The 22,123-nt window shown below is 69.2% G+C and carries 23 protein-coding genes; 15 read left to right on the forward strand and 8 right to left on the reverse strand.

The annotated features are described in order from the left end of the window. The 6 genes from FJV41_RS29490 to FJV41_RS29515 all read left to right on the forward strand — a co-directional run. Positions 1-1,121, forward strand: a 1,121-nt coding sequence (locus FJV41_RS29490) for a PEGA domain-containing protein (RefSeq protein ID WP_141645911.1), incomplete at its 5' end; no start/stop codon positions are given. An 88-nt stretch (positions 1,122-1,209) separates the two neighbouring features. Then, positions 1,210-1,422, forward strand: a complete 213-nt coding sequence (locus tag FJV41_RS29495) for a hypothetical protein (protein ID WP_141645912.1) — start codon at positions 1,210-1,212, stop codon at positions 1,420-1,422. Positions 1,423-1,494: 72 nt separating this feature from the next. Further along, on the forward strand, positions 1,495-2,469 hold the full coding sequence (locus FJV41_RS29500; protein ID WP_141645913.1) for a CarD family transcriptional regulator: 975 nt from the start codon (positions 1,495-1,497) through the stop codon (positions 2,467-2,469). A 74-nt stretch (positions 2,470-2,543) separates the two neighbouring features. Further along, entirely contained in the window at positions 2,544-3,056 is a 513-nt protein-coding gene (locus FJV41_RS29505; protein ID WP_141645914.1) for a hypothetical protein, read from the forward strand. After that, a complete protein-coding gene (locus FJV41_RS29510; RefSeq protein WP_141645915.1) occupies positions 3,043-3,993 on the forward strand; it encodes a hypothetical protein in 951 nt (316 codons plus the stop codon). Before FJV41_RS29505 ends, FJV41_RS29510 begins: the two co-directional genes overlap by 14 nt. Then, a complete protein-coding gene (locus tag FJV41_RS29515; protein WP_141645916.1) occupies positions 3,990-5,834 on the forward strand; it encodes an ArnT family glycosyltransferase in 1,845 nt (614 codons plus the stop codon). Before FJV41_RS29510 ends, FJV41_RS29515 begins: the two co-directional genes overlap by 4 nt. Positions 5,835-5,915: 81 nt before the next feature. Here FJV41_RS29515 and FJV41_RS29520 read toward each other — a convergent pair whose 3' ends face one another. Then, complete coding sequence (locus FJV41_RS29520) at positions 5,916-6,362, reverse strand: hypothetical protein (protein WP_141645917.1); 447 nt, start codon at positions 6,360-6,362, stop codon at positions 5,916-5,918. Positions 6,363-6,561: 199 nt separating this feature from the next. Beyond that, a complete protein-coding gene (locus FJV41_RS29525) occupies positions 6,562-7,293 on the reverse strand; it encodes an HAD family hydrolase (protein WP_174467065.1) in 732 nt (243 codons plus the stop codon). Between the two features lie 362 nt (positions 7,294-7,655). On the opposite strand from FJV41_RS29525, the gene FJV41_RS29530 reads away from it, so the two are divergent. The 4 genes from FJV41_RS29530 (at position 7,656) to FJV41_RS29545 (ending at position 11,021) form a co-directional block, all read left to right on the forward strand. Next, on the forward strand, positions 7,656-8,336 hold the full coding sequence (locus FJV41_RS29530) for a hypothetical protein (RefSeq protein ID WP_174467066.1): 681 nt from the start codon (positions 7,656-7,658) through the stop codon (positions 8,334-8,336). A 116-nt stretch (positions 8,337-8,452) separates the two neighbouring features. Then, on the forward strand, positions 8,453-8,944 hold the full coding sequence (locus FJV41_RS29535) for a hypothetical protein (protein WP_141645919.1): 492 nt from the start codon (positions 8,453-8,455) through the stop codon (positions 8,942-8,944). A gap of 71 nt (positions 8,945-9,015) precedes the next feature. Beyond that, positions 9,016-10,242 carry an Nramp family divalent metal transporter gene (locus FJV41_RS29540; RefSeq protein ID WP_246137496.1) on the forward strand — a complete coding sequence of 409 codons (1,227 nt, stop codon included), beginning with the start codon at positions 9,016-9,018 and terminating at the stop codon, positions 10,240-10,242. 182 nt (positions 10,243-10,424) lie between these two features. Next, the gene (locus FJV41_RS29545) at positions 10,425-11,021 is read left to right on the forward strand and encodes a hypothetical protein (protein ID WP_246137497.1); all 597 of its coding nucleotides are present in this window, start codon (positions 10,425-10,427) and stop codon (positions 11,019-11,021) included. 51 nt (positions 11,022-11,072) lie between these two features. Here the strand turns inward: FJV41_RS29545 and FJV41_RS29550 are convergent, their stop codons facing one another. Genes FJV41_RS29550 through FJV41_RS29560 form a run of 3 tightly spaced genes read right to left on the reverse strand, consistent with a single transcriptional unit; the run spans position 11,073 to position 15,269 of the window. Next, a complete protein-coding gene (locus FJV41_RS29550) occupies positions 11,073-12,257 on the reverse strand; it encodes an iron-containing alcohol dehydrogenase (protein WP_141645921.1) in 1,185 nt (394 codons plus the stop codon). Between the two features lie 23 nt (positions 12,258-12,280). Then, positions 12,281-13,747: a glutamine synthetase family protein gene (locus FJV41_RS29555; RefSeq protein ID WP_174453125.1), complete on the reverse strand. Its 1,467-nt coding sequence runs from the start codon at positions 13,745-13,747 to the stop codon at positions 12,281-12,283. Positions 13,748-13,778: 31 nt separating this feature from the next. Further along, positions 13,779-15,269 (reverse strand): aldehyde dehydrogenase family protein, encoded by a 1,491-nt coding sequence (locus tag FJV41_RS29560; RefSeq protein WP_141645922.1) that lies wholly within the window; start codon positions 15,267-15,269, stop codon positions 13,779-13,781. A gap of 58 nt (positions 15,270-15,327) precedes the next feature. On the opposite strand from FJV41_RS29560, the gene FJV41_RS29565 reads away from it, so the two are divergent. The 5 genes from FJV41_RS29565 (at position 15,328) to FJV41_RS29585 (ending at position 19,383) form a co-directional block, all read left to right on the forward strand. After that, entirely contained in the window at positions 15,328-16,113 is a 786-nt protein-coding gene (locus FJV41_RS29565; protein WP_246137498.1) for a glutamine amidotransferase, read from the forward strand. Positions 16,114-16,131: 18 nt separating this feature from the next. Next, entirely contained in the window at positions 16,132-16,629 is a 498-nt protein-coding gene (locus FJV41_RS29570; RefSeq protein ID WP_141645924.1) for a hypothetical protein, read from the forward strand. 105 nt (positions 16,630-16,734) lie between these two features. Continuing rightward, positions 16,735-17,532, forward strand: a complete 798-nt coding sequence (locus tag FJV41_RS29575; RefSeq protein ID WP_141645925.1) for an alpha/beta hydrolase — start codon at positions 16,735-16,737, stop codon at positions 17,530-17,532. 14 nt (positions 17,533-17,546) lie between these two features. Next, positions 17,547-18,005, forward strand: a complete 459-nt coding sequence (locus FJV41_RS29580; RefSeq protein ID WP_141645926.1) for a hypothetical protein — start codon at positions 17,547-17,549, stop codon at positions 18,003-18,005. A gap of 145 nt (positions 18,006-18,150) precedes the next feature. Then, positions 18,151-19,383, forward strand: a complete 1,233-nt coding sequence (locus FJV41_RS29585; RefSeq protein WP_141645927.1) for an AI-2E family transporter — start codon at positions 18,151-18,153, stop codon at positions 19,381-19,383. 25 nt (positions 19,384-19,408) lie between these two features. Here FJV41_RS29585 and FJV41_RS29590 read toward each other — a convergent pair whose 3' ends face one another. Genes FJV41_RS29590 through rho form a run of 3 tightly spaced genes read right to left on the reverse strand, consistent with a single transcriptional unit; the run spans position 19,409 to position 21,930 of the window. Then, on the reverse strand, positions 19,409-19,909 hold the full coding sequence (locus tag FJV41_RS29590) for a tetratricopeptide repeat protein (protein WP_141645928.1): 501 nt from the start codon (positions 19,907-19,909) through the stop codon (positions 19,409-19,411). A 58-nt stretch (positions 19,910-19,967) separates the two neighbouring features. Continuing rightward, positions 19,968-20,282: a hypothetical protein gene (locus FJV41_RS29595; protein ID WP_141645929.1), complete on the reverse strand. Its 315-nt coding sequence runs from the start codon at positions 20,280-20,282 to the stop codon at positions 19,968-19,970. Between the two features lie 22 nt (positions 20,283-20,304). Beyond that, positions 20,305-21,930 carry a transcription termination factor Rho gene (gene rho / locus FJV41_RS29600; protein ID WP_174485489.1) on the reverse strand — a complete coding sequence of 542 codons (1,626 nt, stop codon included), beginning with the start codon at positions 21,928-21,930 and terminating at the stop codon, positions 20,305-20,307. Positions 21,931-22,123: the final 193 nt, after the last annotated feature.

Below are 22,123 nucleotides of genomic sequence, written 5' to 3' on the forward strand. Positions count from 1 at the left end.
ACCCCGCCCCTCCACCCCGTCCTGGCTTCCGGCTGCCCCGCGCCGTGGCACTGGGCGCGCCCGTGCTGGCCGCCGTGGGCGTGGCGCTCGTGGTGATGGCCATGGGGCGCAACGGCACCTTCTCCGTGGAGCTCAGCTCCTCGCCTCCCGGCGCCACCATTCGCGTGGATGGCAGGACGCTGGGCTCCGTCACCCCCGCCCTCCTCACGCACCTGCCCGCTGACGGCGAGCACCTGCTGGAGGTCCACATCCCCGGCATGGTGCCGTGGAGCCAGGTGGTGCGCGCCGAGCGGGGAAACACCCTCGCCGTCCACGCGCACCTCCGTCCACGACTGAACACTCCCGCCTCAGGCGCCGCCGCACTCGCCGCGGCCAGGGCCCCCCATGCCCCTCCGCTCCAGGACGCGGACTGGGCCCCCGGAGCCCTTCGTCTGTCCGCCGTGAGCCACGCCTTCCGCGTCCCGGTGACGTCCGCCGCGCGCGTGCCGTTGGACCCGGCCCGCACCTACCTGGTGCACACCGAAGGACGGATGTCCCTGGGTGGACCGATGGCCGTGGAGCACGCCGGCTACTTCCTGGAAGGCGACGGAGAGCTGTCCTCGCACGAGTCCTTCGGACTGCTCGGCCCCGAGGAGCAGCTCATCCGCCACGCCTCCGTCCTCTATGTCTTCGCGCTGGACGCACGTCGCGACGACAACCGTGGCGGGCTCCAGGTACGGGTGCGGGAATTGGGCGGCCCCACCCATCCGCCGTTCCGACTGGATGCGCGCCACCATGCCGTGAAGCTCTCGCGCGCGGACCGCTTCACCCTCCACGCGTTGGACCCGGGCACCACCTACGAGGTGGTGCTGCGCTACACGGCCGAGCCCGCCCGGACGCGGGGCTTGAGTGGAGGTCCGGTGGGACGGGTGCTCGGCCTGGTGGGCACGGACCAGGGCCCCGACGGCTCGCCCAGTGGCCTGGCGCTCCTGGAAGTGGGCCAGCCCTCGCGGCTCAGGGGAGCATCCTGGCTCCAGCTCGCCTTCCCGGACGACAACCTGGCCGACAACACCGGCACCCTCCTCCTGGAGGTCATCCCCACCGCCCCTCCAGAGCGGCGAAACGAGCGCCCCACCCGCTAGCAGGTTGCTACAGCCGTGCAGCGGCCTGTCGCCGAAAAGTTGATCCTCCGGGCCCGCCCCCTACCCTGAGCGACAAGGAGGGCTCAACATGTTGAAGCTGGTGGCAGTGGCCGTTGTAGGAGCGGTGGTGCTGGGGACGGTGGGGCTGTCCGGTCGCGTGGATGCGCGGCCAGGGAGCACGGAAGCGGAGCCGACGCAGGCGCAGGTGGAGGCGGCGCTGGACGCGCGGCAGAAGGAGCTTCTGGGCATCCTTTTGGAGGCACAGCGAACGGGCGAACGCACGGCGTCGGTTCACCGGTAATCTCGTGGCGTCGAGCGCGACTCGGTGTTAAGCCCGGGCCTCCTTTGACGTCCATCTGCCCGTGAGGGGGACATGCCTGAAGGGTCCGCGTCACTCAACCAGCTCGCGGTCGGCGACCGGGTCGTCTATCCGAATCAGGGTGTCTGCCGCGTCACCGCCATCGATACGAAGGTCGTGGCCGGTCAGAGCCTCGTCTTCGTCACGATGCGCCGCGAGGAAGACGGCGCCGTCGTCATGGTGCCCCAGGCCAAGATCGTCGCCATCGGCGTGCGCAAGGTCGCCAATGCCGAGGACGTGAAGAGCGTCTTCGCCTTCCTGCGCTCGGACGGTGACAAGGCCGACCTGGACTGGAAGCAGCGCGCTCGCACCAACCTGGACCGGATGACCCAGGGCGGCATCCTGGGACTGGCCGAAGTCGTGAAGGATCTCCAGATCCTCAGCGAGCTGCGGCCCCTGCCCACCAAGGAGCGCGAGCTGTACGACAACGCCCGGCACCTGCTGGTGTCGGAGGTCGCCGCCGCGCTCGGGACCGCCGAGGTCAACGCCGAGGACGCCATCGACATCGTCCTCTTCCCGCCCGGTCGCGAGCGCCCCAAGCGCACCGCCGCCGAGTTCGCGCGCGGAGAAGAAGACGACCTGGGTCTGGATGGCGACCTGCTGGGGCTCGACGGAGACCTGGACCTGCCCTCCGACGAGGAGCCGCAGGCCGAGGCCTCCGAGTCCGAGGAAGAGACCTCCTCCGAGGAAGAGGGCGAGGAGTCCGAGGAGAAGTCCTCCGACGAAGACGCGCCCAAGAAGCGCGGCCGTCCGCCCAAGGCCAAGCCCGCGGAAGCCGAGGGCGCCGAGCCCGCCGCCCCGAAGAAGCGCGGCCGTCCGCCGAAGCCGAAGCCGGAGGCTCCTCCGCCCGGCGCCGAAGCCCCCGCGCCCAAGAAGCGCGGCCGTCCGCCCAAGGCCAAGCCGCCCGAGGCGGAGGGCGCCGAACCCGCCGCTCCCAAGAAGCGTGGCCGTCCGCCCAAGGCGAAGCCCGCCGAGGGTGGCGAGGACTGACAGTCGACACCCGAGTCCCGGGGGCGGTGCTCATGGCCCCCTCCCGAGGGCCCTTTGCGCCGAGGTGACGCCCCGTGATTCGCGTCGTGACGCTGGACCCCTTCGACGACAAGCAGCTCGCCAAGCTCAACCGCACGCTCTACACGGCGTTCGGCGTGGGCAGCGAGCACTCCGGCACCGCGGAGATTCCTCCCGGGCTCGGCGAGCCGCTCGACGCCGAGAAGCTGCTGGACCAGGTGAAGGGCATTCGCGCCTACCAGGATGACAAGGTGCTGCTGCTCACCTCGCGCAAGCTGAAGGAGCGCGAGCTGCCCAGCGGCGTGGCGCCCACCCCGGGCTTCGCGCGCCAGGGCAAGGACCGCGCCGTCATCACCCTGCTGCCCCACAAGGATTTGGAGGTCGGCTTCAAGCCCGTGGCCCGCCACGCGCTCCACCAGCTCGGCCACCTCTGGGAGCTGCACCACTGCCTGGACCCGCGGTGCTCGATGTACCCGCCCTGGACGCCGTCGTTCTCCTCGGGCGAGCCCATCTTCTGCACCTTCTGCCGGGAAAAGAGCGAGCAGAAGATTCGCCTTGCGAAGTCCTAGCGTCACACGCGCGCTGCCCCTCGTGGAGCTGGGGGGCCTCTTGCTGGTCGCGCTCCTGAGTCTGCTCTTCCACCTGCGGCTGCCGGGCAAGCTCCCCTCCGAGGAGAGCTACCGCGCGGTGGCGGAGCGCCTGAAGACGGAGGCCCGGCCCGGTGACGCCGTCCTCCTCTTCCCCTGGTGGGCGGAGCGCGCCCGCCTCTTCCTGCCTCCGTCCCTGCCCGTCTACGGCTACCTGGGCTCGGACCGGGATGACCTCTCCGCGCATCCGCGCATCTGGGTGCTGGGCCAGCCGGAGCTGCCTCGCTCGGACGAAGCCGCCTTTCTCGCGGGCTTCCTCCCGGAGCGCCGCGCCGTGGGCACCGCCACCCGCGAGGGGCCGCTGTCGCTGACGCTCTACGAGAATGGCCGTCACCGGCCGCGCCGCTTCGATGCCGCGGACGCCGTCGCTCGCGCCCGGGTGTACCTGGAGTCCGACGACGGCTCGCGCGAGAGCTGCCCCTTCAATGGAACAGCGCACCGCTGCCCGGGCCCCGGCAACGTGTACGTCGCGCGGGAATGGCACGAAATCCTCTACGAGCCGCGCCGCTGCCTGTGGATGCCCGCTCCGGGTGGAGCGAAGCGACTGGTGGCGGAGCTGGACGGCGTGCCCGGTGACGTGGGCCTGCGGCTGGAGGGCGGCATCATCTTCGAGTACGCCTTTCCCCGGGACGCGCGGCTGACCACGGCCATGCTGGGCGTGGACGACGCGGCCAGCGGCGCGCGGCTGTTGGAAGTGGCGATACCGCCGGGCCAGGAGGGCGTGAAGAAGTCGGAGGTCCGCCTGCCCTCGGGCGAGGCGCGCACCGTGAAGGTCTGGGTCCGTTCGGAGAATCCGGACCGGCGGGCGGTGTGTCTGGACGTGCTGGCGGTGGAGCCGGCGGTGGGGGTGAAGGGATGATGGGCAGGCCCGCCACCCGGGATGAGAAGCAACTGGCGTGGGCGCTGTGGGCGCTGGCCTTCGTGGCACTGTGGTGGACGGAGTCCGCGGTGGGCTTCACGCGCGACGAGAGCGTCTACTTCGCCGCGGCGGAGGGCTACGCGGGCTGGTTCCGGCAGCTCTTCCACTCACCGGCGAAGGCGCTGACGGACGCGGCCATCGTCCGCGCGTGGGACTACAACCACGAGCACCCCGCGCTGATGAAGACGCTGTTCGGACTGAGCCACCTGCTCTTCCACGACACGCTGGGGTGGATGCGCTCGGCCACCGCGTTCCGGCTGCCGGCCTTCGCCCTCGCCGCGCTGGTGCCAGCGCTGAGCTTCCTGTTCGGCAGCGCGCTGTATGGGCGCACGGCCGGGTTGTTCGCCGCGCTCGCCTTCATGCTGGTGCCGCGTCAGTACTTCAACGCGGAGCTGGCGTGCTTCGACCTGCCCGTCGCCGCGCTGTGGCTGCTCGTCGTGTATTGCTTCTGGCGGGCGTTGGAAGACACGCGCTGGGGAATCGCCTGCGGCGTGGCCTTCGGACTGGCGCTGGCCGCCAAGCACAACGCGCTGTTCCTGCCCTTCGTGCTGACGCCCTTCGCGCTGTGGAGGGCGTGGACCGCGAGCGAGGGTGAGCCCCAGGCGCGCGGGTGGCTGCTTCGCTTCGTGGGCCTGTTCACCGCGGTGGCGGTGTTCTACGGGCTGCTCGTGCTGTCGCTGGGCGGCGGCGAGGGCTTCCAGAAGAAGTTCCTGCTGCTCAGTCCCCACACGCTGCTGTTCGTGGGCCTCGCGGCGGGCGGCGCGTGGATGCTCAAGGGCCTGGAGAAGGTCAGCGCGCCCGTGACGCGGGCGCTGGTGCCAGTGGCGGCGATGGCGGTGCTCGGCCCCATCATCTTCTACCTGCACTGGCCCTACCTCTGGCACCAGCCGGTGGACCGCACCGCGTGGTACCTGGCCTTCCACGCGAAGCACAACCACTACGCCTGGTTCTATCTGGGCACGCTGCTGCGCGAGCCGCCCTTCCCCCTGTCCTACGTGCTGGTGAAGACGGCGCTCACGGTGCCCACCAGCCTCATGGCGCCCATGGTGACGGGCTTCGTCGCGCTGGCGGCGCGGGTGGTGCTGGGGCAGTGGGAGCGGACGCGCGCCTGGGTGCGCCCCCTGACGATGGCCGAGGCGCTCGTCGGGGTGAACGCGGTGACGTCCATCCTCATCATCAGCCATCCCCAGGTGCCGCACTTCGGCGGGGTGAAGCACTGGTTCCCGTCCATGGTGTTCCTGGGCCTGCTCTCAGGGCAGGCCGTGTCCCGGGGCTGCGCGGCGCTGGTGGAGCGACTCCGGGGCCGCTGGCCCTCGCTGCCGGATGCCTCCGTGGCGGTGGCCGTGTTCGCGCTGCTCCTGACGCCCGCGCTGGTGTACTCGGCGCGCGTGTTCCCCTACGGCACGGCGGCCTACTCGGAACTCGCGGGAGGCGCGCCGGGCGCGGCGACGCTGGGGATGCAGCGCCAGTTCTGGTCCAGCCATGTCACCGGCGTGCTGCCGTGGATCAACGAGCACGCGAAGCCGGGCGCGCGGCTGTTCCTGCATGAGGTGCACGGCGGCTCGTTCCGCGACTACCAGCGCAACGGCATGCTCCGGCCCGACTTGCGCGCGGTGGGCAGTCCCTTCGACGCGGACGTCGTCGCGTACCAGTACCACCAGGAGTTTCGCGAGTACGAGTTCCAGACGTGGCAGGCGTTCGGCACACGCACGCCGGCGACGGGCCTGTACCTGGACGAGACACCCCAAGTGGTCGTCTACGTCCGGCCCGAGTCACGGTAGGGACAACGGGCCCCGTGCCGGATGCACGGGACCCGCTCGGCGAGGAGCGCTTCGGCCAACACCGAAGCCCCTCCTGGAGGGTCAGCAACCGGTGCAGTCGGACGGGCAGTTCTGCCCCTCAGGGCCCCGGCACAGATTGTCACCGCAGTACCCGGGGTAATTGCAGTCCTGGGGACACGTATCCAGTTCCGACGCATAGCAGACGCCATTGCCACACCTGTCGATGAACGACTCGGACTCCCTCGGGTCGCTCTCCTCAGGGAGGAAGCAGCCACCCGTACAGTCCGACGGGCAGTTCTGTCCCTCAGGGCCCCGGCACAGATTGTCACCGCAGTACCCGGGGTAATTGCAGTCCTGGGGACACGTCCCGAGTTCCGACGCATAGCAGACGCCATTGCCACACCTGTCGATGCCCGCCTCCTGTTGGCCCAGCGCATCCTCCGGAGGGCTCGTGTCCTCGAGACCACCACAGGCCGACAGCACCGCGAACGACAGCACCACCGCCAGGACGCCAGTTCTTCCGCGCATCACGCTCTCCTTGGGTGAGGGAGAGCCGAACATTAACCAGACAGCAGCACACCTCACAAAACATACACGCAAAAGACGATCACCACCACGCCACGAACGCAATCATTCCATCACACTGCAATAGCAACCCGGAAACCCATTCACCCCAAAGGCACCCAGCGCCTCAACGCCACGCGCCATGGGCACGCCCAGACGACGCTCACCCGGGCTCGAGAGAATCCTCCCCACCCGCGGAGCGCGACAGGAGCCGGAGGAGGACTCGCAACACGTCATGCCGGTCCACGACGCACCACCCGTTGCGCGCCGCGAGTCCCGCCAATTCATCGGAGGGCTCGAAGGCCACCGGCAACCCGACCAACCCGAAGACCTCCCCGTCGGAAGGTGAGTTGCCCATGGCGAGCGATGCCGCCAGACAGACCTCATGAAGCGCCTCCAGCTCCCGGAGGATGCGCGGCTTTCCGCCCATCAGGCCGGGGCCCTGGAGCACGCGCCCGGTGTAGCGATTGTGCCGGATGCCCATCACCGCGCCCCGGAAGACATCGATGCCCAGGTCGTTGGCCACCAACTGGACGACCTCGATGGGACTGCCGGAGACGAGGGCCACCAGAAAGCCCTCCGCCTCGAGCATCCGCACGAGCGGGCGTACGAAGCCAAACATTCGCCCCTGGGCATGAGCCCAGACCTCCTCCGCCGCGCGCTCGACGCTGGAGACAGCCACCCCCGCCACGGCTCGCCCCAGCCCTTGGTAGACTTCAGCGACGGTGGTGTAGAAGTCCTGACACCCCGCACGGTGACGCGCCAGGGCCGACAGGAAGCCCTGCCCCATCTCAGCCTCGCAGGCACCTCGTGCCAGCAATTCCCTCACCAGCAACGCGCCGAGGGTGTCTGGCGTCAGCGTCCCATCCAGGTCGAGCACCGCGAGCCTTCTCATACCAAACCTTTCATGGCGGTCGAGCCTCCCAGCCGGAGGCCCGCGCACGCACCCAGATGTGACGGAGGTGGCCATGGATTTGGATGCCGACATGAAAGACAGCGTGTCGCGCAATGAACGAGGCGAGCAGACAGGAGCCGCACCCGCGTTGGCGAGTCATCACGCGGCCCATCCACCGCACCTGGCCTTCTCTGGCGACGCGTTCGATGGCGAAGGTCGCCTGGGGGCGCGTCTCCCCCTGGATAGACACCACCGTCCGCCGGGCGGGGCCACCGGGCGACCCTGGATGCGGTCGCATTGCCGACGCCCGGTCCCCCTGCCCACCTTCCGCGAGAAGGGCTTACGCCCGGGGGGACTTCCACATGCATCTGTCCAGGCTTCCGTCGATTCTCGCCGTGTCCGCGGCGCTCTGCTTCTCGGTCGGCTGCTCCAAGCGGGGCTCTCAATCCCAGGGCGCCGAGCCGCAGGCCAGCACCCAGCCTCCGCCCGCCCAGCCGCCTCCACCGGCCACCGCGGAGGCAGTCCCCCCTGACATGGGGCCACAGCCACCACCGCCGGGTGACGAGCACCATGGCAAACACCACAAGGGCGTCTCCGAGCCCAACTGTCCCATGTCCGTCTCGGGCGCCATGGCCCGCGCCCAGGACGTGCCCGAAGGCGTGGCGCTCATCATCAGCACGCCGGAGCCGACACAGGTGGCGGAGCTCCAGCAGCGCAGCCGGGCCATGCTCCACGAGCAGGCGGAGAGCACCCAGCGCGCGCAGCAGGAGACGCCCATGCAGGAGGCCCAGCGCGAGGACCTGGGCGACAGCCCGCTGGAAGAGCAGGACGGCCTGGACGACACCGGCATGGGTGGCTCCGGCATGGCGGGCGCGCCGACCATGCCCTCCAGCGCGAGTGTCCAGGACACGCCGGATGGCGTCATCATCGTCTACACCGCGATGGACCCGTCCAAGCAGAAGCAGCTCAGCAGCGAGGTCCACAAGACGGCGGACCAGATGAAGCCTGGCAAGTGCCCGGGGATGAGCCCCGACATGCCCTGAGCGGACATCAGCCCGCGCTCCCCGGCGAAGAAGTCGGGGGGCGCGGGGCGCGCCGCGGACCTCATCGAGCAGGCCCTTCCAGACCTGGCCTGAGGAGTCGTGCCAGACTCGTTGGCATGGACGCGCGGGACATCCATTCGAAGTGGGTCGTCAATCTGGAGGCCCAGGACCCGGAAGCGTCCGTCTGGCTCGGCTGGTCCGCGCTGGCGCGATTGCGCGATTCCATGACCGAGCTGTCCACCCACCCCAACACCTTCGTCCGCGTCGCGTTCTCCCAGAGCACCTTCGAGAGCCTGGGTGAGCTGTTGACGCGCGCCGAGGAGTGTCACGCGACCGAGGACCCTCACCTGCCCCATCCTCGCCCCCTGAGCACCGAGCGGCTCGCGAGCGCGGCGAACGAACTCCACCAGCAGGCCCAGCTCCTCCAGAACAAGCTGGCCGAGCCGGGGGCCACGCACGTCATCTCTCGCCAGGAGGTGACGGCACACCAATCCTTCATCGATGAGTGGCGGACGATTCAGGCCCAGCTTGGCAGGGGAGGCGGTCCACGCCCGCCGCTGCATGACTGCTCGGGCTCCATGACGATGTCGCTCATCTGGGGGTGGTAGCCTTTCGGGCCCCCATGGAAAGCCCGGCACCTTCCTCCGCGCAGTCCGCCGCTCCCACGAGGCCCGGGCTGATGGCTCGCTTCGGGCCCGGCATCCTCGTCGCCGCCACGGGCGTGGGCGCGGGTGACCTGCTCACCGCGAGCCTGGGAGGCTCGGCCGTGGGTGTGGCCATCTTGTGGGCCGCCGTCGTGGGCTCGGTGCTCAAGGGCTTCCTCAACGAAGGCGTCGCGCGCTGGCAGCTCGCCACCGGCACCACCTTGCTGGAGGGCTGGGCGCGGCTGGGCCCGGGCCTGCGCAATGTCTTCTTCATCTATCTGCTGGGCTGGAGCTTCTTCACGGGCGGCGCGCTCATCTCCGCGTGTGGCGCGGCGGGCGACGCGCTGTGGCCACTGGGTGGAGACCCGGAGACGTCCCGGCGCATCTGGGGCGTGATTCACTCGCTGGTCGGCCTCGCGCTCGTCGGGCTCGGCGGGTTCCGCCTCTTCGAGAAGCTGATGGCGGCCTGCATCGCGCTGATGTTCGGCGCGGTCCTCTTCACCGCCGTGGCCTCGCAACCCGACTGGGCGGCCGCCGCGCGAGGGCTCGTGATTCCCTCCCTACCCGACAAGAGCACCGTGTGGGTGCTGGGCCTGCTGGGCGGCGTGGGCGGCACGGTGACGATGCTGTCGTATGGCTACTGGATTCGAGAGAAGGGCCGCGAGGGTCCACTCGGCTTGAAGACCTGTCAGGCGGACCTCACCGTGGGCTACGCGCTGACGGGGATGTTCGGCGCGGCCATGGTCATCATCGGCTCGACGCTGCGCCTGGAGGGCACCGGCCTGAAGGTGGCGTCGCTGCTCGCCTCGCGGCTGGAGGCGGTCATCGGTCCCGCCGGCTACTGGGTGTTCCTCGCGGGCTTCTGGGGCGCCGTCTTCTCCAGCCTGCTGGGCGTCTGGGAGGGTATCCCCTACCTCTTCGCGGACTTCCTGCGCATCCACCGCAAAGGCCCGCCGGGGCCCACCGTGGACCTGCGCACCACCCGCGCGTGGCGGCTGTACCTGGTCGCGCTCGCCATCGTCCCGCTGCCCATGCTCTGGGCGCCGCTCCAGCGCGCGCAACTGGCCTACGCCGTGGTCGGCGCACTGTTCATGCCGCTGCTCGCCGCCACCCTGCTGTGGATGAACAACCGACGAGCCTGGGTGGGCTCGCTGCGCAATGGCTGGCTCACCAACGCCGCGCTCGTCGCCACGCTGCTGCTCTTCCTCGGCGTCGGCCTCCAGGAAGCACTCGACGCACTGCGTAAATTACAAGGTCCCTGAGATGCGGCGCGCCCGTGAGGGCCGGGCGCTCGTCGGAGAGTCCTTGGGGCGAGGATGTGAACTGGCGGTCGTTGGGGCCGCCGGAGAGTGCGCGAGCGGACGCCAGGACCTCCCTGGAGCACGAGGCTCGCAGTAGGCTGGAGCCGCGAACGGTGGTTCTTCCACGCCCCCGGGAGGGACACATGAAGCGCTGGAGTACATGGCTCACAGTGGCCGCGATGAGCGCGGGTTGTCAGAACGGCAGCAAGGACGACCGGCCCACGCGCGCGCAGATTCGCAAGACGGGACCCGCGACGATGGAGGTCATCCCCTCCGCCGGGCAGCTCCCCTACTGCATGCTCTACACGGTGTCCCAGAAGGGCGTCATCCGTCAGCTCACGCTGACGCGGGAGAACCGCTCCATCCGGTGCGACTCGAACAAGCCCATCGCGAACACCAGCTTCCGCGTCCCCACGCAGGAGGGGAAGGTGAAGGTCTACATCTTCTTCTCCGACGACCGCATCCCCGCGGGCCCCGTCGCGCAGCAGCTCTATGACTTGCGCGGCCAGGAGCGCATCAACGCGATGGACCTGCGCCTGCCCGGGCGCGTCTACGTAGAGACGCTGGACTTCGTTCCCGAGGAAGGCACCGCGGAGATGACCGGCGCGGTGGTGGGCTCGCACGGCGAAGTCACCGACTCCGGCCCTGGCTCGGTGAGCGAGAAGGACCTGGGCGCTACGGTGCTCGGAGACGGCGGCACCACCGGCGTCCTGCCGGCGGCCTCGGACCAGGGCAACTGAGCGGTCCGTCACCCCGAGGGAGGCGCTCGCCTCCCCCGGAACGACGCTGAATCACCAGGCCTCGCGGGCCATGGCCAGCAGGTCGGCCTCCACCACCTTGCGCGGGTTGCTCAGGTGCGAGGCGTCCTGGAAGGCCTTGTCGGCGATCTTCGGCAGGTCCTCCTCCTTGACGCCCACGTCGCGAAGCCGCGTGGGGATGCCGATGGCCGCGTTGAGCTTGCGCACCCGGTCGATGGCGTTGCTCGCGAGCACGTCCTCACGGGCATTGGAGGTATCCCCCATCGCCACGGCCACGCGCGCCAGCCGCGTCGTGCTCGAAGCGCGGTTGAACTCCATCACCACGGGCAACACGACGGCGTTGGCGAGGCCATGGTGTACGCCGGAGATGGGCGTCAGCGCATGCGCCAGCGCGTGACACGCGCCCAGTCCCTTCTGGAAGGCCATGGCGCCCTGCATCGCGGCGATCATCATGTCCGTGCGCGCCGCCAGGTCCGTGCCTTCCCTCACCGCTGTCACCAGCGAGCGGCTCACGCGTTGGATGCCGTCGATGGCCACCGCGTCCGCCAGCGGATGGAACCCATTGGCCAGGTACGCCTCCAGGCAGTGCGTGAAGGCATCCATGCCGGTGGCCGCGGTGACGCCGGGAGGAAGCCCCAGCGTCAGCTCCGGGTCGACGATGGCGGCGCGAGGCAGCAGGGCCGGGCTGAAAATCACCGTCTTGCGCCCCGTGTCCGCCAGCGTCACCACGCCCGAGCGGCCCACCTCCGAGCCCGTGCCCGCCGTCGTCGGAATGGCGATGAGCGGAGGCAGGTCGTCCTTCACGTACTGGTCCCCGCCCTTCGCGTCGTCATAGCGACTGAGCGGAGGCTCGTGGGTGGTGAGCAGTTGCACCAGCTTGCCCGCGTCCAGCGCGCTGCCGCCGCCCAGCGCGATGAGCCCGTCGCAGTTGTGGTGGCGATAGACCTCCAGGCCGGCGAAGACGTCCTTCTCGGTGGGGTTGGGTTCCACGCCGTCGAAGACGGCGCACGCCAGGCCCGCCGTCTTCAAGACTTCGAGCACGCGGGAGGCGAGCCCCGCCTTCACCACGCCCGCGTCCGTCACCAGCAACGGGCGCTTCATGTTCAAGCGTTGCGCCTGGGCGGGCAGTCGCTGGAGCGCGCCGGCGCCCAGGACGATGCGGGTGGGCCACGCCATCTCGGTGATACGGGGCTCAGCGGGAATGTCGAACGGCTTCATCGCGGGTTCCTCCCTCGGGCTCATCAGATGAGCTCCAGGTAGCGCTCCAACTCCCAGCTCGTGACGGCGCGCTCGTACTGGCGCACCTCCCACTCGCGCGTGCGCACGAAGTGGTCCACGAAGCCCTCGCCCAGGATTTCCCGGGCGCGTTCGCTCTGCTTGAGCAGGGCCACGGCATCTCTCAAATTGCGCGGCAGCGGCGCGGCCTCGTGGGACGCGTACGCATTGGAGTTGCACGCGGGGGGCGGCTCGATTTCGTTCTCGATGCCCCACAGGCCCGCGGCCAGGCTCGCCGCCATGCCGATGTACGCGTTCATGTCCGCGCCGAGCTGGCGGTACTCGATGCGCATCGCCTTGGCGTTCTCACCGATGACGCGCACGGCGCAGGTGCGGTTCTCCAGACCCCACGCCGCGGTGGTGGGCGCCCAGGTGTTCTCCACGCTGCGCTTGTAGCTGTTGATGGTGGGCCAGTAGAGCGCCGTCAACTCCGGCATCAGCGCTATCTGCCCGCCGATGTAGTGGCGCATGAGGCGGCTCATGCCGTGCGGCGAGCCTTCCTCGTGGAAGAGGTTGTGCTCGCCCTTCAGGTCCCAGAGCGACTGGTGCACGTGCCCCGAGCACCCTGGCAGCTTCGCGTTCACCTTCGCCATGAAGCACGCGGTGAGGCCCTGGCGCGCGCACAGCTCCTTCACCACCGTCTTGAAGAGGGCCGCCTTGTCCGCGGAGCGCTCCACGTCGTCATAGCGGATGGCCGCCTCGAAGACGCCGGGCCCTGTCTCGGTGTGGAAGCCCTCGATGTTGAGGCCGAAGCCGTTGCACCCGTCGATGAGCGCGTGCACCAGCGGCGCGTTCTGCGACGTGCGCAACCACGAGTAGCCGAACATGCCGGGCGTCAGCGGCGTGAGGTCCTGGAAGCCCTTCTGCTTCAGCGTGTCCGGCTGCTCCTTGAAGATGAAGAACTCGTACTCGGCCCCGAAGCGAGGCAGGTAGCCCTGCTCCCGTGCGCGAGCGGCGATTTTCTGGAGCAACTGCCGGGGACTGGCCTCGAAGGGCGTGCCGTCCGGGTTGACGAAGTCCAGCAGGAAGGCCGCGGTGTCGGGCTCCCACGGAATCACCCGCCCCGTCGTCACGTCCACCGTCGCGTGCGCATCCGGATAGCCGGTGTGCCAGCCCGTCACCTGGGTGTTGTCCAGCAGCTCGTCGCCCAAATCCCATCCGAAGACGACGTCGCAGAAGCCCAGGCCGCCCTTGGCGGCGCTCAGGAACTTCTCCAGGGAGATGTACTTGCCGCGCCAGACACCGTCGATGTCGATGGCGCCGACCTTCACCTTCTTCACGCCGTTGTCGTCGAGCCAGCGCTTGAGCGTGTCGGTGCCGCCCGAGTCCCGGGGCACGGCGGCGCCGCGCACGGGGCCACCGCGCTCCTTCGCGCGAGCCCTGCGAGCCACGGTCGGATGCGTGAGTACCTTCGCCTTGGGACGGGTCGGCATCGGGACCTTCCTTCCTGGGGTGAGGGAATGCTCAGGTGTCCGTCGGCAGGCGCGTCCACACCGCCTTGCACTGGAGGTAGCCCTCCAGCGCGTGGTGCGACAAATCGCGGCCCCAGCCGGACTCCTTGTAGCCGCCGAACGGCGCGGCATCGTCGAACTCGTTGAAGCAGTTGATCCACACCACGCCGCTCTTCACCTTGCGAGCCAGCGCGTGCGCCTTCGCCACGTCGCGCGTCCACAGCGAGGCGGCCAGGCCGTAGAGCGTGCCGTTGGCCAGCTCCAGCGCCTGCGCGTCATCGCGGAAGCGCAGACAGCTGAGCACCGGGCCGAAAATCTCCTCCTGGGCAATCTTCATGTCCGGCTTCACGTCGCCGAAGATGGTGGGCCGCATGAAGTAGCCCTTCGCCTTGACGCTCTCCGTGTCGCGCTCACCACCGGCCAGGAGCTTCGCGCCCTGCTGACGGCCACTCTCGACGTAGCCGAGGATGGTGTCGAGCTGCTTCTGGCTCACCTGAGCGCCCATTTCCGTGGACGGGTCCAACGGGTCTCCGACGCGCAGCTTGCGCGCGCGGTCCGCCAGCCGGGCCACGAAGTCGTCGTAGATGCCGTCCTGCACGAGCACGCGGCTGCCCGCGTTGCACGTCTCGCCCTTGTTGCCGAAGATGCCCCAGAAGCACGCCTCCACAGCGCGCTCCAGGTCCGCGTCGGAGAAGATGACCTGCGGGCTCTTGCCGCCCAGCTCCAACGTCAGCTTCTTGAGGTTGCTGCCCGCCGACGCCTGCATCAGCCGGCGCGCGGTGCGACCGGAGCCGGTGAAGGAAATCTTGTCCACGTCCGGGTGCCGCGCGAGCGCCTCGCCCGCGGGGTCCCCGTAGCCGGTGACGACGTTGAGGACTCCGGGAGGAAAGCCCGCCTCGAGCGCGAGCGCGCCCAGCTTCATCGCCGTCAGCGGCGTCATCTCGGAGGGCTTCACCACCACCGTGCAGCCCGCGGCGAGCGCGGGCCCCAGCTTCCAGCAGAGGATGCACGTGGGGTAGTTCCACGGGACGATGAGGCCCACCACGCCCACCGGCTCCTTGAGCACGTAGGTGTGGAAGGGGCCGTCCACCGGGAGCACCTCGCCATGAATCTTGTCCGCCCAGTCCGCGAAGTACGCGAGCGTGCCAGCGCCCGGGGCCACGTCGCCTCGGACGGCGTCGCGGAACGTCTTGCCGTTGTTGAGCGACTCGACGAGCGCGAACTCCTCGCGGCGCTGCCACAGCAGGTCGGCCAGCTTGCGGATGAGCTTGCCGCGCTCCCGGGCGGACATCTTGCTCCACGGGCCGGACTCGAAGGCGCGACGGGCGGCTTTCACCGCGCGGTCCACGTCGGCGGCGGTGGCGCTGGGGACATCGCACACCTTCTCACCCGTGGCGGGATTCACCACCGGGAGCGAGCCCCCTTCGAGGGGGTCCACGCCCTGCCCATCGATGAGCAGTTGCAGGACGGGCAGCCGGGGGGAGAGCGAGCGGGCGTCTAGCATGGGGATTCCTCGGGGCGCACAGGGGCGTTCCAGACAGATTGGCCAGGAGCGAACACAGGTGGCACGACAGGGTAGGAATGACGTCCAGACGCGGCAACCTGCGGTGGTGAAGAACGTCTTGTTGCTGAAAGCCGGCGAGGCTGCTGAGTCCGTGCGCCTCACCGTCGGTGATTACGAGCAGTGGTTCCTGGGCACCATCGGACTGGAGGGCCATCGCTTCGACATCCTCCCGGTGCACCGCGACGCGCCGTTGCCACGGGACGCGCATGCGTACGACGCGGTGATGATGACGGGCTCCCCTCTGTCGGTGACGCGGTTGGAGCCGTGGATGGAGCGCGTCGCGGACTTCATGGTGGAGGCCGGGGAGAAGGGCACGCCGGTGCTTGGCGTGTGTTTTGGTCATCAGTTGCTCGCGCGTGCGTACGGTGGACACGTGGCGCGAAATCCGCAGGGCCGGGAGACGGGCACGGTGGAGGTGAGGCTCACCGAGGCGGGGCGTCGGGATGCGCTGTTCGACGGGGTGCCGGAGGTCTTCGCCGCCCAGGCCACGCACGAGGACATCGTCGCCCAGGTGCCCGAGGGCGCGACGGTGCTCGCGGGCAACGCCAACACGGCCGCGCAGGCGCTGGCGTTCCGCCCGAAGGTCCGAGGCGTGCAATTCCACCCGGAAGCGGCGCCGGACGCCCTGCGCGCCGTCATCCACGCGCGTCAGGAGGGACTGGAGCAGGAGGCCGTGGCGCGGGGGATTCCGCCCGGTGCGCAGGTGCCCCGATTGCTCGCGGGCCTGACTCCCACTCCCGCTGGGAGGCGAATCCTGATGAACTTCCTGGAGCGCTTCACCTGACCCCCTTCGAGGCTCCCCTTGCCGCGCTTCCTGCCGTCGCTGCTGCTCGCCCTTCTCGTCTCCGCCTGCTCGGACGGTGACCCGTGCTCCCAGGCTCCACGTTGTGACGACTCGGAGGCGCTCAACTGCGAGACGGCCTGCACGGTGGGCCCCTGCTCCACCGGCGCCATCTTCCAGGAGTGCGACCAGGGCACCACCTGCACCGTCGTGCCGGGAGACCGGGGCGACGCGCGCTTCTATCGCTCGCGGGCCGTGTGCGCGCGGAGCCTGACGGCGTGTGACCCGGCGACGGCGCCCGAGCCCGTCTGCGAGGACGGCCGCTTCGTCACCGGCTGCGGCGCGCATCACCGAGACATCCGCGCCTTCTGCTCCCAGGCGGCGCTGTACTTCGCGAAGGTTCCGGCGTGCTGCGTGACGGGGCCGGGCGATGGTGGGACGGATGCCGGCACGGACGGAGGCACGGGGGATGGTGGAATTCCGGACGCTGGGCCGGGGCCGTCCGACGCCGGACGTTGAGCAGCACGCGTTCGCGGGTTGAGGCCCCCGCGCGAGCCCGGCGGAAAGAGGCCGTGATTCACAGGTTGTGTCCGGACGGCGCTCCTCGCGCCGACCGAGTGCGCCATGAATCCTCTCGTTCCGCACTACCGCCGGTGGACACGACGACTGCGAAACCTCGCGGGCCATCTGCATCTGGACGCACGCGCCAACCACATCGTCCGGAGGACGGACTTCACGCACTGTCCCCGGCCGGTGCTGTTGCTCTACGGCTTCTTCAGCACGCGCCGCGTGTTCGAGGTGCTGGAGCAGCGGCTGCGGCGTGACGGCTATTCCGTCTGGTCCATCCACCTGGGCGGGGCGTTGGATCGGTTCAACACGTGCGGCATCGACGCGCTGGCGCGGAAGGTGCGTGAGAAGGTGGAGCGCATGTACACGCGCTATCCGCACATGGGGCCGCTGAGCATCGTCGGCCACTCGAAGGGGGGCCTCATCGGCATGTATTACGTGAAGCGCCTGGGCGGAGATGCGCGGGTGCGCAACCTCATCACGCTCGGCACTCCGCACAAGGGTTCGCGGCTGGCGTACCTGGGGTGCGCGACGCTCGGGTGGTTCAGCCGCAGCATGTGGCAGCTCACGCCCGTGTCGCCGTTCCTGAAGCAGCTGCGCATGGGGGCGTTTCCGCGGAACGTGCGGCTGACGTCGCTCTACTCGAAGATGGATGAAGTCACGCCCTGGGCATCGGCGCGGCTGGACGTGGAGGGGCAGCCACAGGTGTTCAACCACGAACTTCCCGACGTGGGCCACGGAGAGCTGCTCACCCGGCGGGCGGTCTACGAGGTCATCCGGCGCGAGCTGGTCGCGGGTTATGGCGAATGCGCGCAGGGTCTGCGCGCCGTGTCGCTGCCACCGTCCGCCTCTTGAGGTAGAGAGGGAACATGCCCTCGCGCTGGGACCGCCTCTTCGACCTGAAGCCCGTGCCGCTCATGGACCACTTCGTGGAGGAGGTGGCGAAGCTGCTGGCGCAGGACCTCCAGAAGTGGCCGCCGCCGGTGGAGGAGGTGGACCTGGACACGGGAGGCCATTTCGCGCCCCTGTTCACCGAGCCTCATCCGCGCCCCGCGCCGGTCGTCTACACCGAAGCGCTGCGACTGACGCGGTGGGAGCTGATGCACGAGACGGACGCGTTCGACGACTACATGCGCAACAAGCGCTACCTCGAACGAGGACTGGCGCCGGAGGACCGGCTGTCGCTGTTGTTCCTCGCGCGCTGGCTCACGGAGCAGATGCTGAGCCTGGGAGAAGCCACCGAGGGCCGCGTCAAACGCAAACAGATGCAGATCTGCCTGGACAAGCTGGAGACCAAGCTCCGGCTCGCCCAGGGCGCCCAGGCGTAAGCAGGCTTGCCCGGGGGGCACCATGAAGCTGGGACCTCGAACTTTCCGCTAGCTCGGAAGCGGAGGGGCTCCTGGCTCGGAGGGCGGGCGAGAACCAGGGACGCCGGGCCTTGTCAGCGCGCGGGCACTGCCGTAAGCCCGAGGCATGTTGCAGCCACTGGACACCCCGCCTCCGACGCCCACCACCGACCGCCGCAAGCGCCTGCTCATCCTGGGTGCACTCTGGCTCGTCGTAGCGGCGGCCCTGGTGACGTTCCGCTCGGTGGTGATGCCCTTCGCCGGCGCGGCGCTCATCGCGTACCTGGTGCAGCCGCTCGTCTCTCGCATCACCCGGCTGAAGGTCGCCGGACGCAACGTCCCCCACTGGGCGGCCATCCTGCTCATCTACGCGGGCTTCTTCGTCGGCGTGTATCTCTTCCTGGTGGCGCTGGTCCCCCAGCTCTACCGGGAGATGGCGCGCGTCAGCCGGGACACGATGGCGCTGGCCAACACGCTCACGCCGGAGCAGGTGCAGGTGCTCGCGCAGCGCGGGGAGGCGTGGCTCAGCGACTACGGCATTCCCGTGGCGCTCTCGAACCGGGCGCTGGAGGGCGCGGACGCCGCGGGCGGAGGGCACTTCAGCCTCGCGTTGGACCTGGAGCAGTTGCTGAGTGACACGGTGAAGCGCGTCTCGTCGCTGGTGCAGGAGAACCTGGGAGACATCGTCAGCGTGTCCCGCAGCATCATCGCCGGGGTCGCCGCGGGCGTCTTCACGCTGTTCTTCGTGCTGATGGTGGCGGCCTTCTTCTCCATCGACGGTCAGGCCATCCGCCGATACTGCGGCACCCTGGTGCCCGCCGAGTACGCGCACGACGCAAGGCAGCTCGCCGAGCGAATCGACCGCTCGCTGTCCGGCGTGGTGCGGGGTCAGGTCACCATCTGCGTCGTCAACGGCGCGCTGACCTTCGTGGGGCTGCTGCTCTTCGGGGTGAAGTTCGCCTTCCTGCTGGCCACCATCGCCACGTTCTTCAGCCTCATCCCCATCTTCGGCACCATCCTCAGCTCGGTGCCCATCGTCCTCATCGCGATGGCGGACGGCTTCAAGAAGGGCCTGGCCATCCTGGTGTGGATCATCGGCATCCACGCGGTGGAGGCGTACTTCCTCAACCCCAAAATCATGGGGCAGGCCGCGCGCATCCATCCGGTCATCGTCGCCTTCTCGCTCATCGCGGGAGAACGACTCTTTGGCCTCGTGGGCGCGCTCTTCGCCGTGCCCATCACCGCCATCCTCGTGGCCTGCTTCGACTACGCCCGCCTCAAGGCGCAGCCGCAGCCCGTGATGACGCTCCCCTCCTCCGAGCCAGCCACTGTCACCGGCCAGCGGACTCCGGCGGCCTGAGCCCTTCGTCTCCCGCGCGAGACGACTACGGAGCCCTGCCCGCGAGCGCCTTCGCGTAGTTCGAGAGAGAGCGGTTGTAGCGCGGCAGATGACGCGCCAGTGCACCGAGCGCGAGCCCCACCGCCTCCCGCTCGCGTCCGGCATCCACGAGCGACAGCGCGAGGAACGCGGAGACAGCGTCATCGAGTTCATCGGACCCGGCGGCCCGCTCGGCGGTGAGGAGCGCGACGCTCTCCTGCACTTCGCCCAGATTGCGCAGCGTGCTGGCCAGTTGAATCACGGCCTGGCGCCGCAGGCCGCCACTCAGTCCCGAGGCCAGGGCTTGTCGATACAGCGGCGCGGCCAGCGCTTCCTGTCCGAGTGAGTCGTGGGCCGACGCCCGCTCGAACAGTGCTCGCGGATGCCCCACCGGCAACTCCGCCGAGAGCGCTTCCACGCGGGCGAGGAAGTCACCGGGAGCAGCCCCTTCGAAAGAGGCCCACAGCTCCGCGATGCGCCGCTCCCACTCCAGTTCGGTCGTCGTCACCGCCCCAGCTTCGCAGCCCGCATGGCGGCATGAAAGGCGTGAGGCCGCGGGAGTCGCCTCACTGACAGGCGGCGTCGCAGCGTGCTCCACGACAGAAGGGGATGCAGCGGCCACAGTCGATGGAGCCTTCCGGGCACCCGCCCGTGCAGCTCACACCGCCACAGCTCGGGCCTTCATCCGCGTGGGTGACGGCGGTCCCCAGCCCGCAGCAGGCATTGGCGACACAGTCGTCATCCGAGTAGCAGGTCCGGTCGGACAGCACCGGCGGCGCGTCATCCAGCGGCCCCAGGGGGTCCACATCGCATCCCAGTCCACCTCCGAGTGACATCCCGATGAAGAGGGGAAGCAGACGGACGAACATGGGACGAGACATGGACCCTCCGATGGGCGGTGGCTTACCGGTTCATCGAGCCGAGGAAGTCAGCGTTCGTCGGCGTCGGACGCATGTGCTTGAGCACGAACTCCATCGCATCGATGGGAGTGAACGGGTGGAGCACCTGGCGCAGCGCAGTGATGCGCACGAGATCGCCCGGCGACAAGAGCAATTCCTCCTTGCGCGTGCCGGACTTGTTGATGTCCAGCGTCGGGAAGATGCGCTTCTCCATCAGCTTCCGGTCCAGGACGATTTCGGAGTTACCCGTGCCCTTGAACTCCTCGAAGATGACTTCGTCCATGCGGCTGCCGGTGTCGATGAGCGCGGTGCCGATGATGGTCAGCGAGCCGCCTTCCTCGATGTTGCGCGCGGCGCCGAAGAAGCGCTTGGGCTTGTGCAGCGCGTTGGCGTCCACGCCGCCGGAGAGAATCTTTCCGGACGCGGGAACCACCGTGTTGTAGGCGCGCGCCAGACGGGTAATCGAGTCGAGCAGGATGCAGACGTCGTACTTCTGTTCGACGAGGCGCTTGGCCTTGTCGATGACCATCTCCGCCACCTGCACGTGCCGCGTGGCGGGCTCGTCGAAGGTGGAGGAGACGACCTCGCCCCGCACGCTGCGCTCCATGTCCGTGACTTCTTCCGGGCGCTCATCCACGAGCAGCACGATGAGGTACACGTCCGGGTGGTTGCGGCTGATGGCGTGCGCGATGTTCTGCAGCAGCACCGTCTTGCCGGCCTTCGGCGGCGCGACGATGAGGCAGCGCTGTCCCAGACCGATGGGGCAGAACATGTCGATGATGCGCGTGGTCATCTCCGACGACTCGTGCTCCAGCTTGAGCTTGCGCGTCGGATACAACGGCGTGAGGTTGTCGAACAGGATGCGCTCGCGCGCCGCGTCCGACATCGGGTCCGTGAAGTTGACCTTGTCCACCTTCTGGAGCGCGAAGAAGCGCTCGCCCTCGCGGGGCTGGCGGATGGGGCCCGTCACCGTGTCGCCCGGGCGCAGGTTGAACCTGCGCACCTGCGACGGAGACACGTAGATGTCGTCCGGGCTGGGCTGGTAGTCGCTGTCGGAGCTGCGCAGGAAGCCGAAGCCGTCGCTGAGCATCTCCATCACGCCTTCGGCGTGGACCTCGAAGCGCTTGTCCGCGATGCCGCCGAGCAGCGCGAAGATGAGGTCCTGCTTCTTCAGACCCTGGTAGTTCTCGATGCCCACGTCGTGGGCCATCTTGGACAGGTCCGTGATCTTCATCCGCTTCAGGTCATTGAGCTTGATGACCTGCATCGGCGCGCCGTCGCGGCTGACTTCCGTGATCGCGGGCGCGTCGGGGACCTCCGGCGCGGGAGGCAGCGTGGCCGCCGGCGAATCGTCCTCTCCAGAGGAAAGACGCGCCTCCTGGATGTCGTCGTCGCGGACGGGACGGGAAATGGGGGTCAGGACCGGGCGGGGCGGCTCGGCGCTCACCTCGGCCTCCGGCTCCGCGCTGACTTCCTCGTCGCGGCGGGGGCGGCGGGCGCGGGAGGGCTTCTCGGTATCTTCCCTTTCGGCGGTCTTCGCCGCCGCGCGCTTGCGACGGGGCTTGTCGTCGGCCTCGACGGGAACTACGACGTCGGCGGCCTTCTCTCTCGAAGTACGGGCTTTGCGCATGTCTGGAACGCTTGGGGATTGGTGGGGTGCCCGAGGACTCGGACGCTCGATTGCCGGGGGAGATTCCGCGCGGCCTCGGAAGCACCTTCCAGGAGGACAGCCCTACCGGAATCCCTGAACGGGACTGCGCGGGCGCGGGCCGGTGGTTTGGGGAAGAGATGGCGCCGTCGAAACTCCTGCGCCAATGAACCGC

Source organism: Myxococcus llanfairpwllgwyngyllgogerychwyrndrobwllllantysiliogogogochensis, from assembly GCF_006636215.1.
GTDB classification, from domain to species: Bacteria; Myxococcota; Myxococcia; order Myxococcales; family Myxococcaceae; genus Myxococcus; species Myxococcus llanfairpwllgwyngyllgogerychwyrndrobwllllantysiliogogogochensis.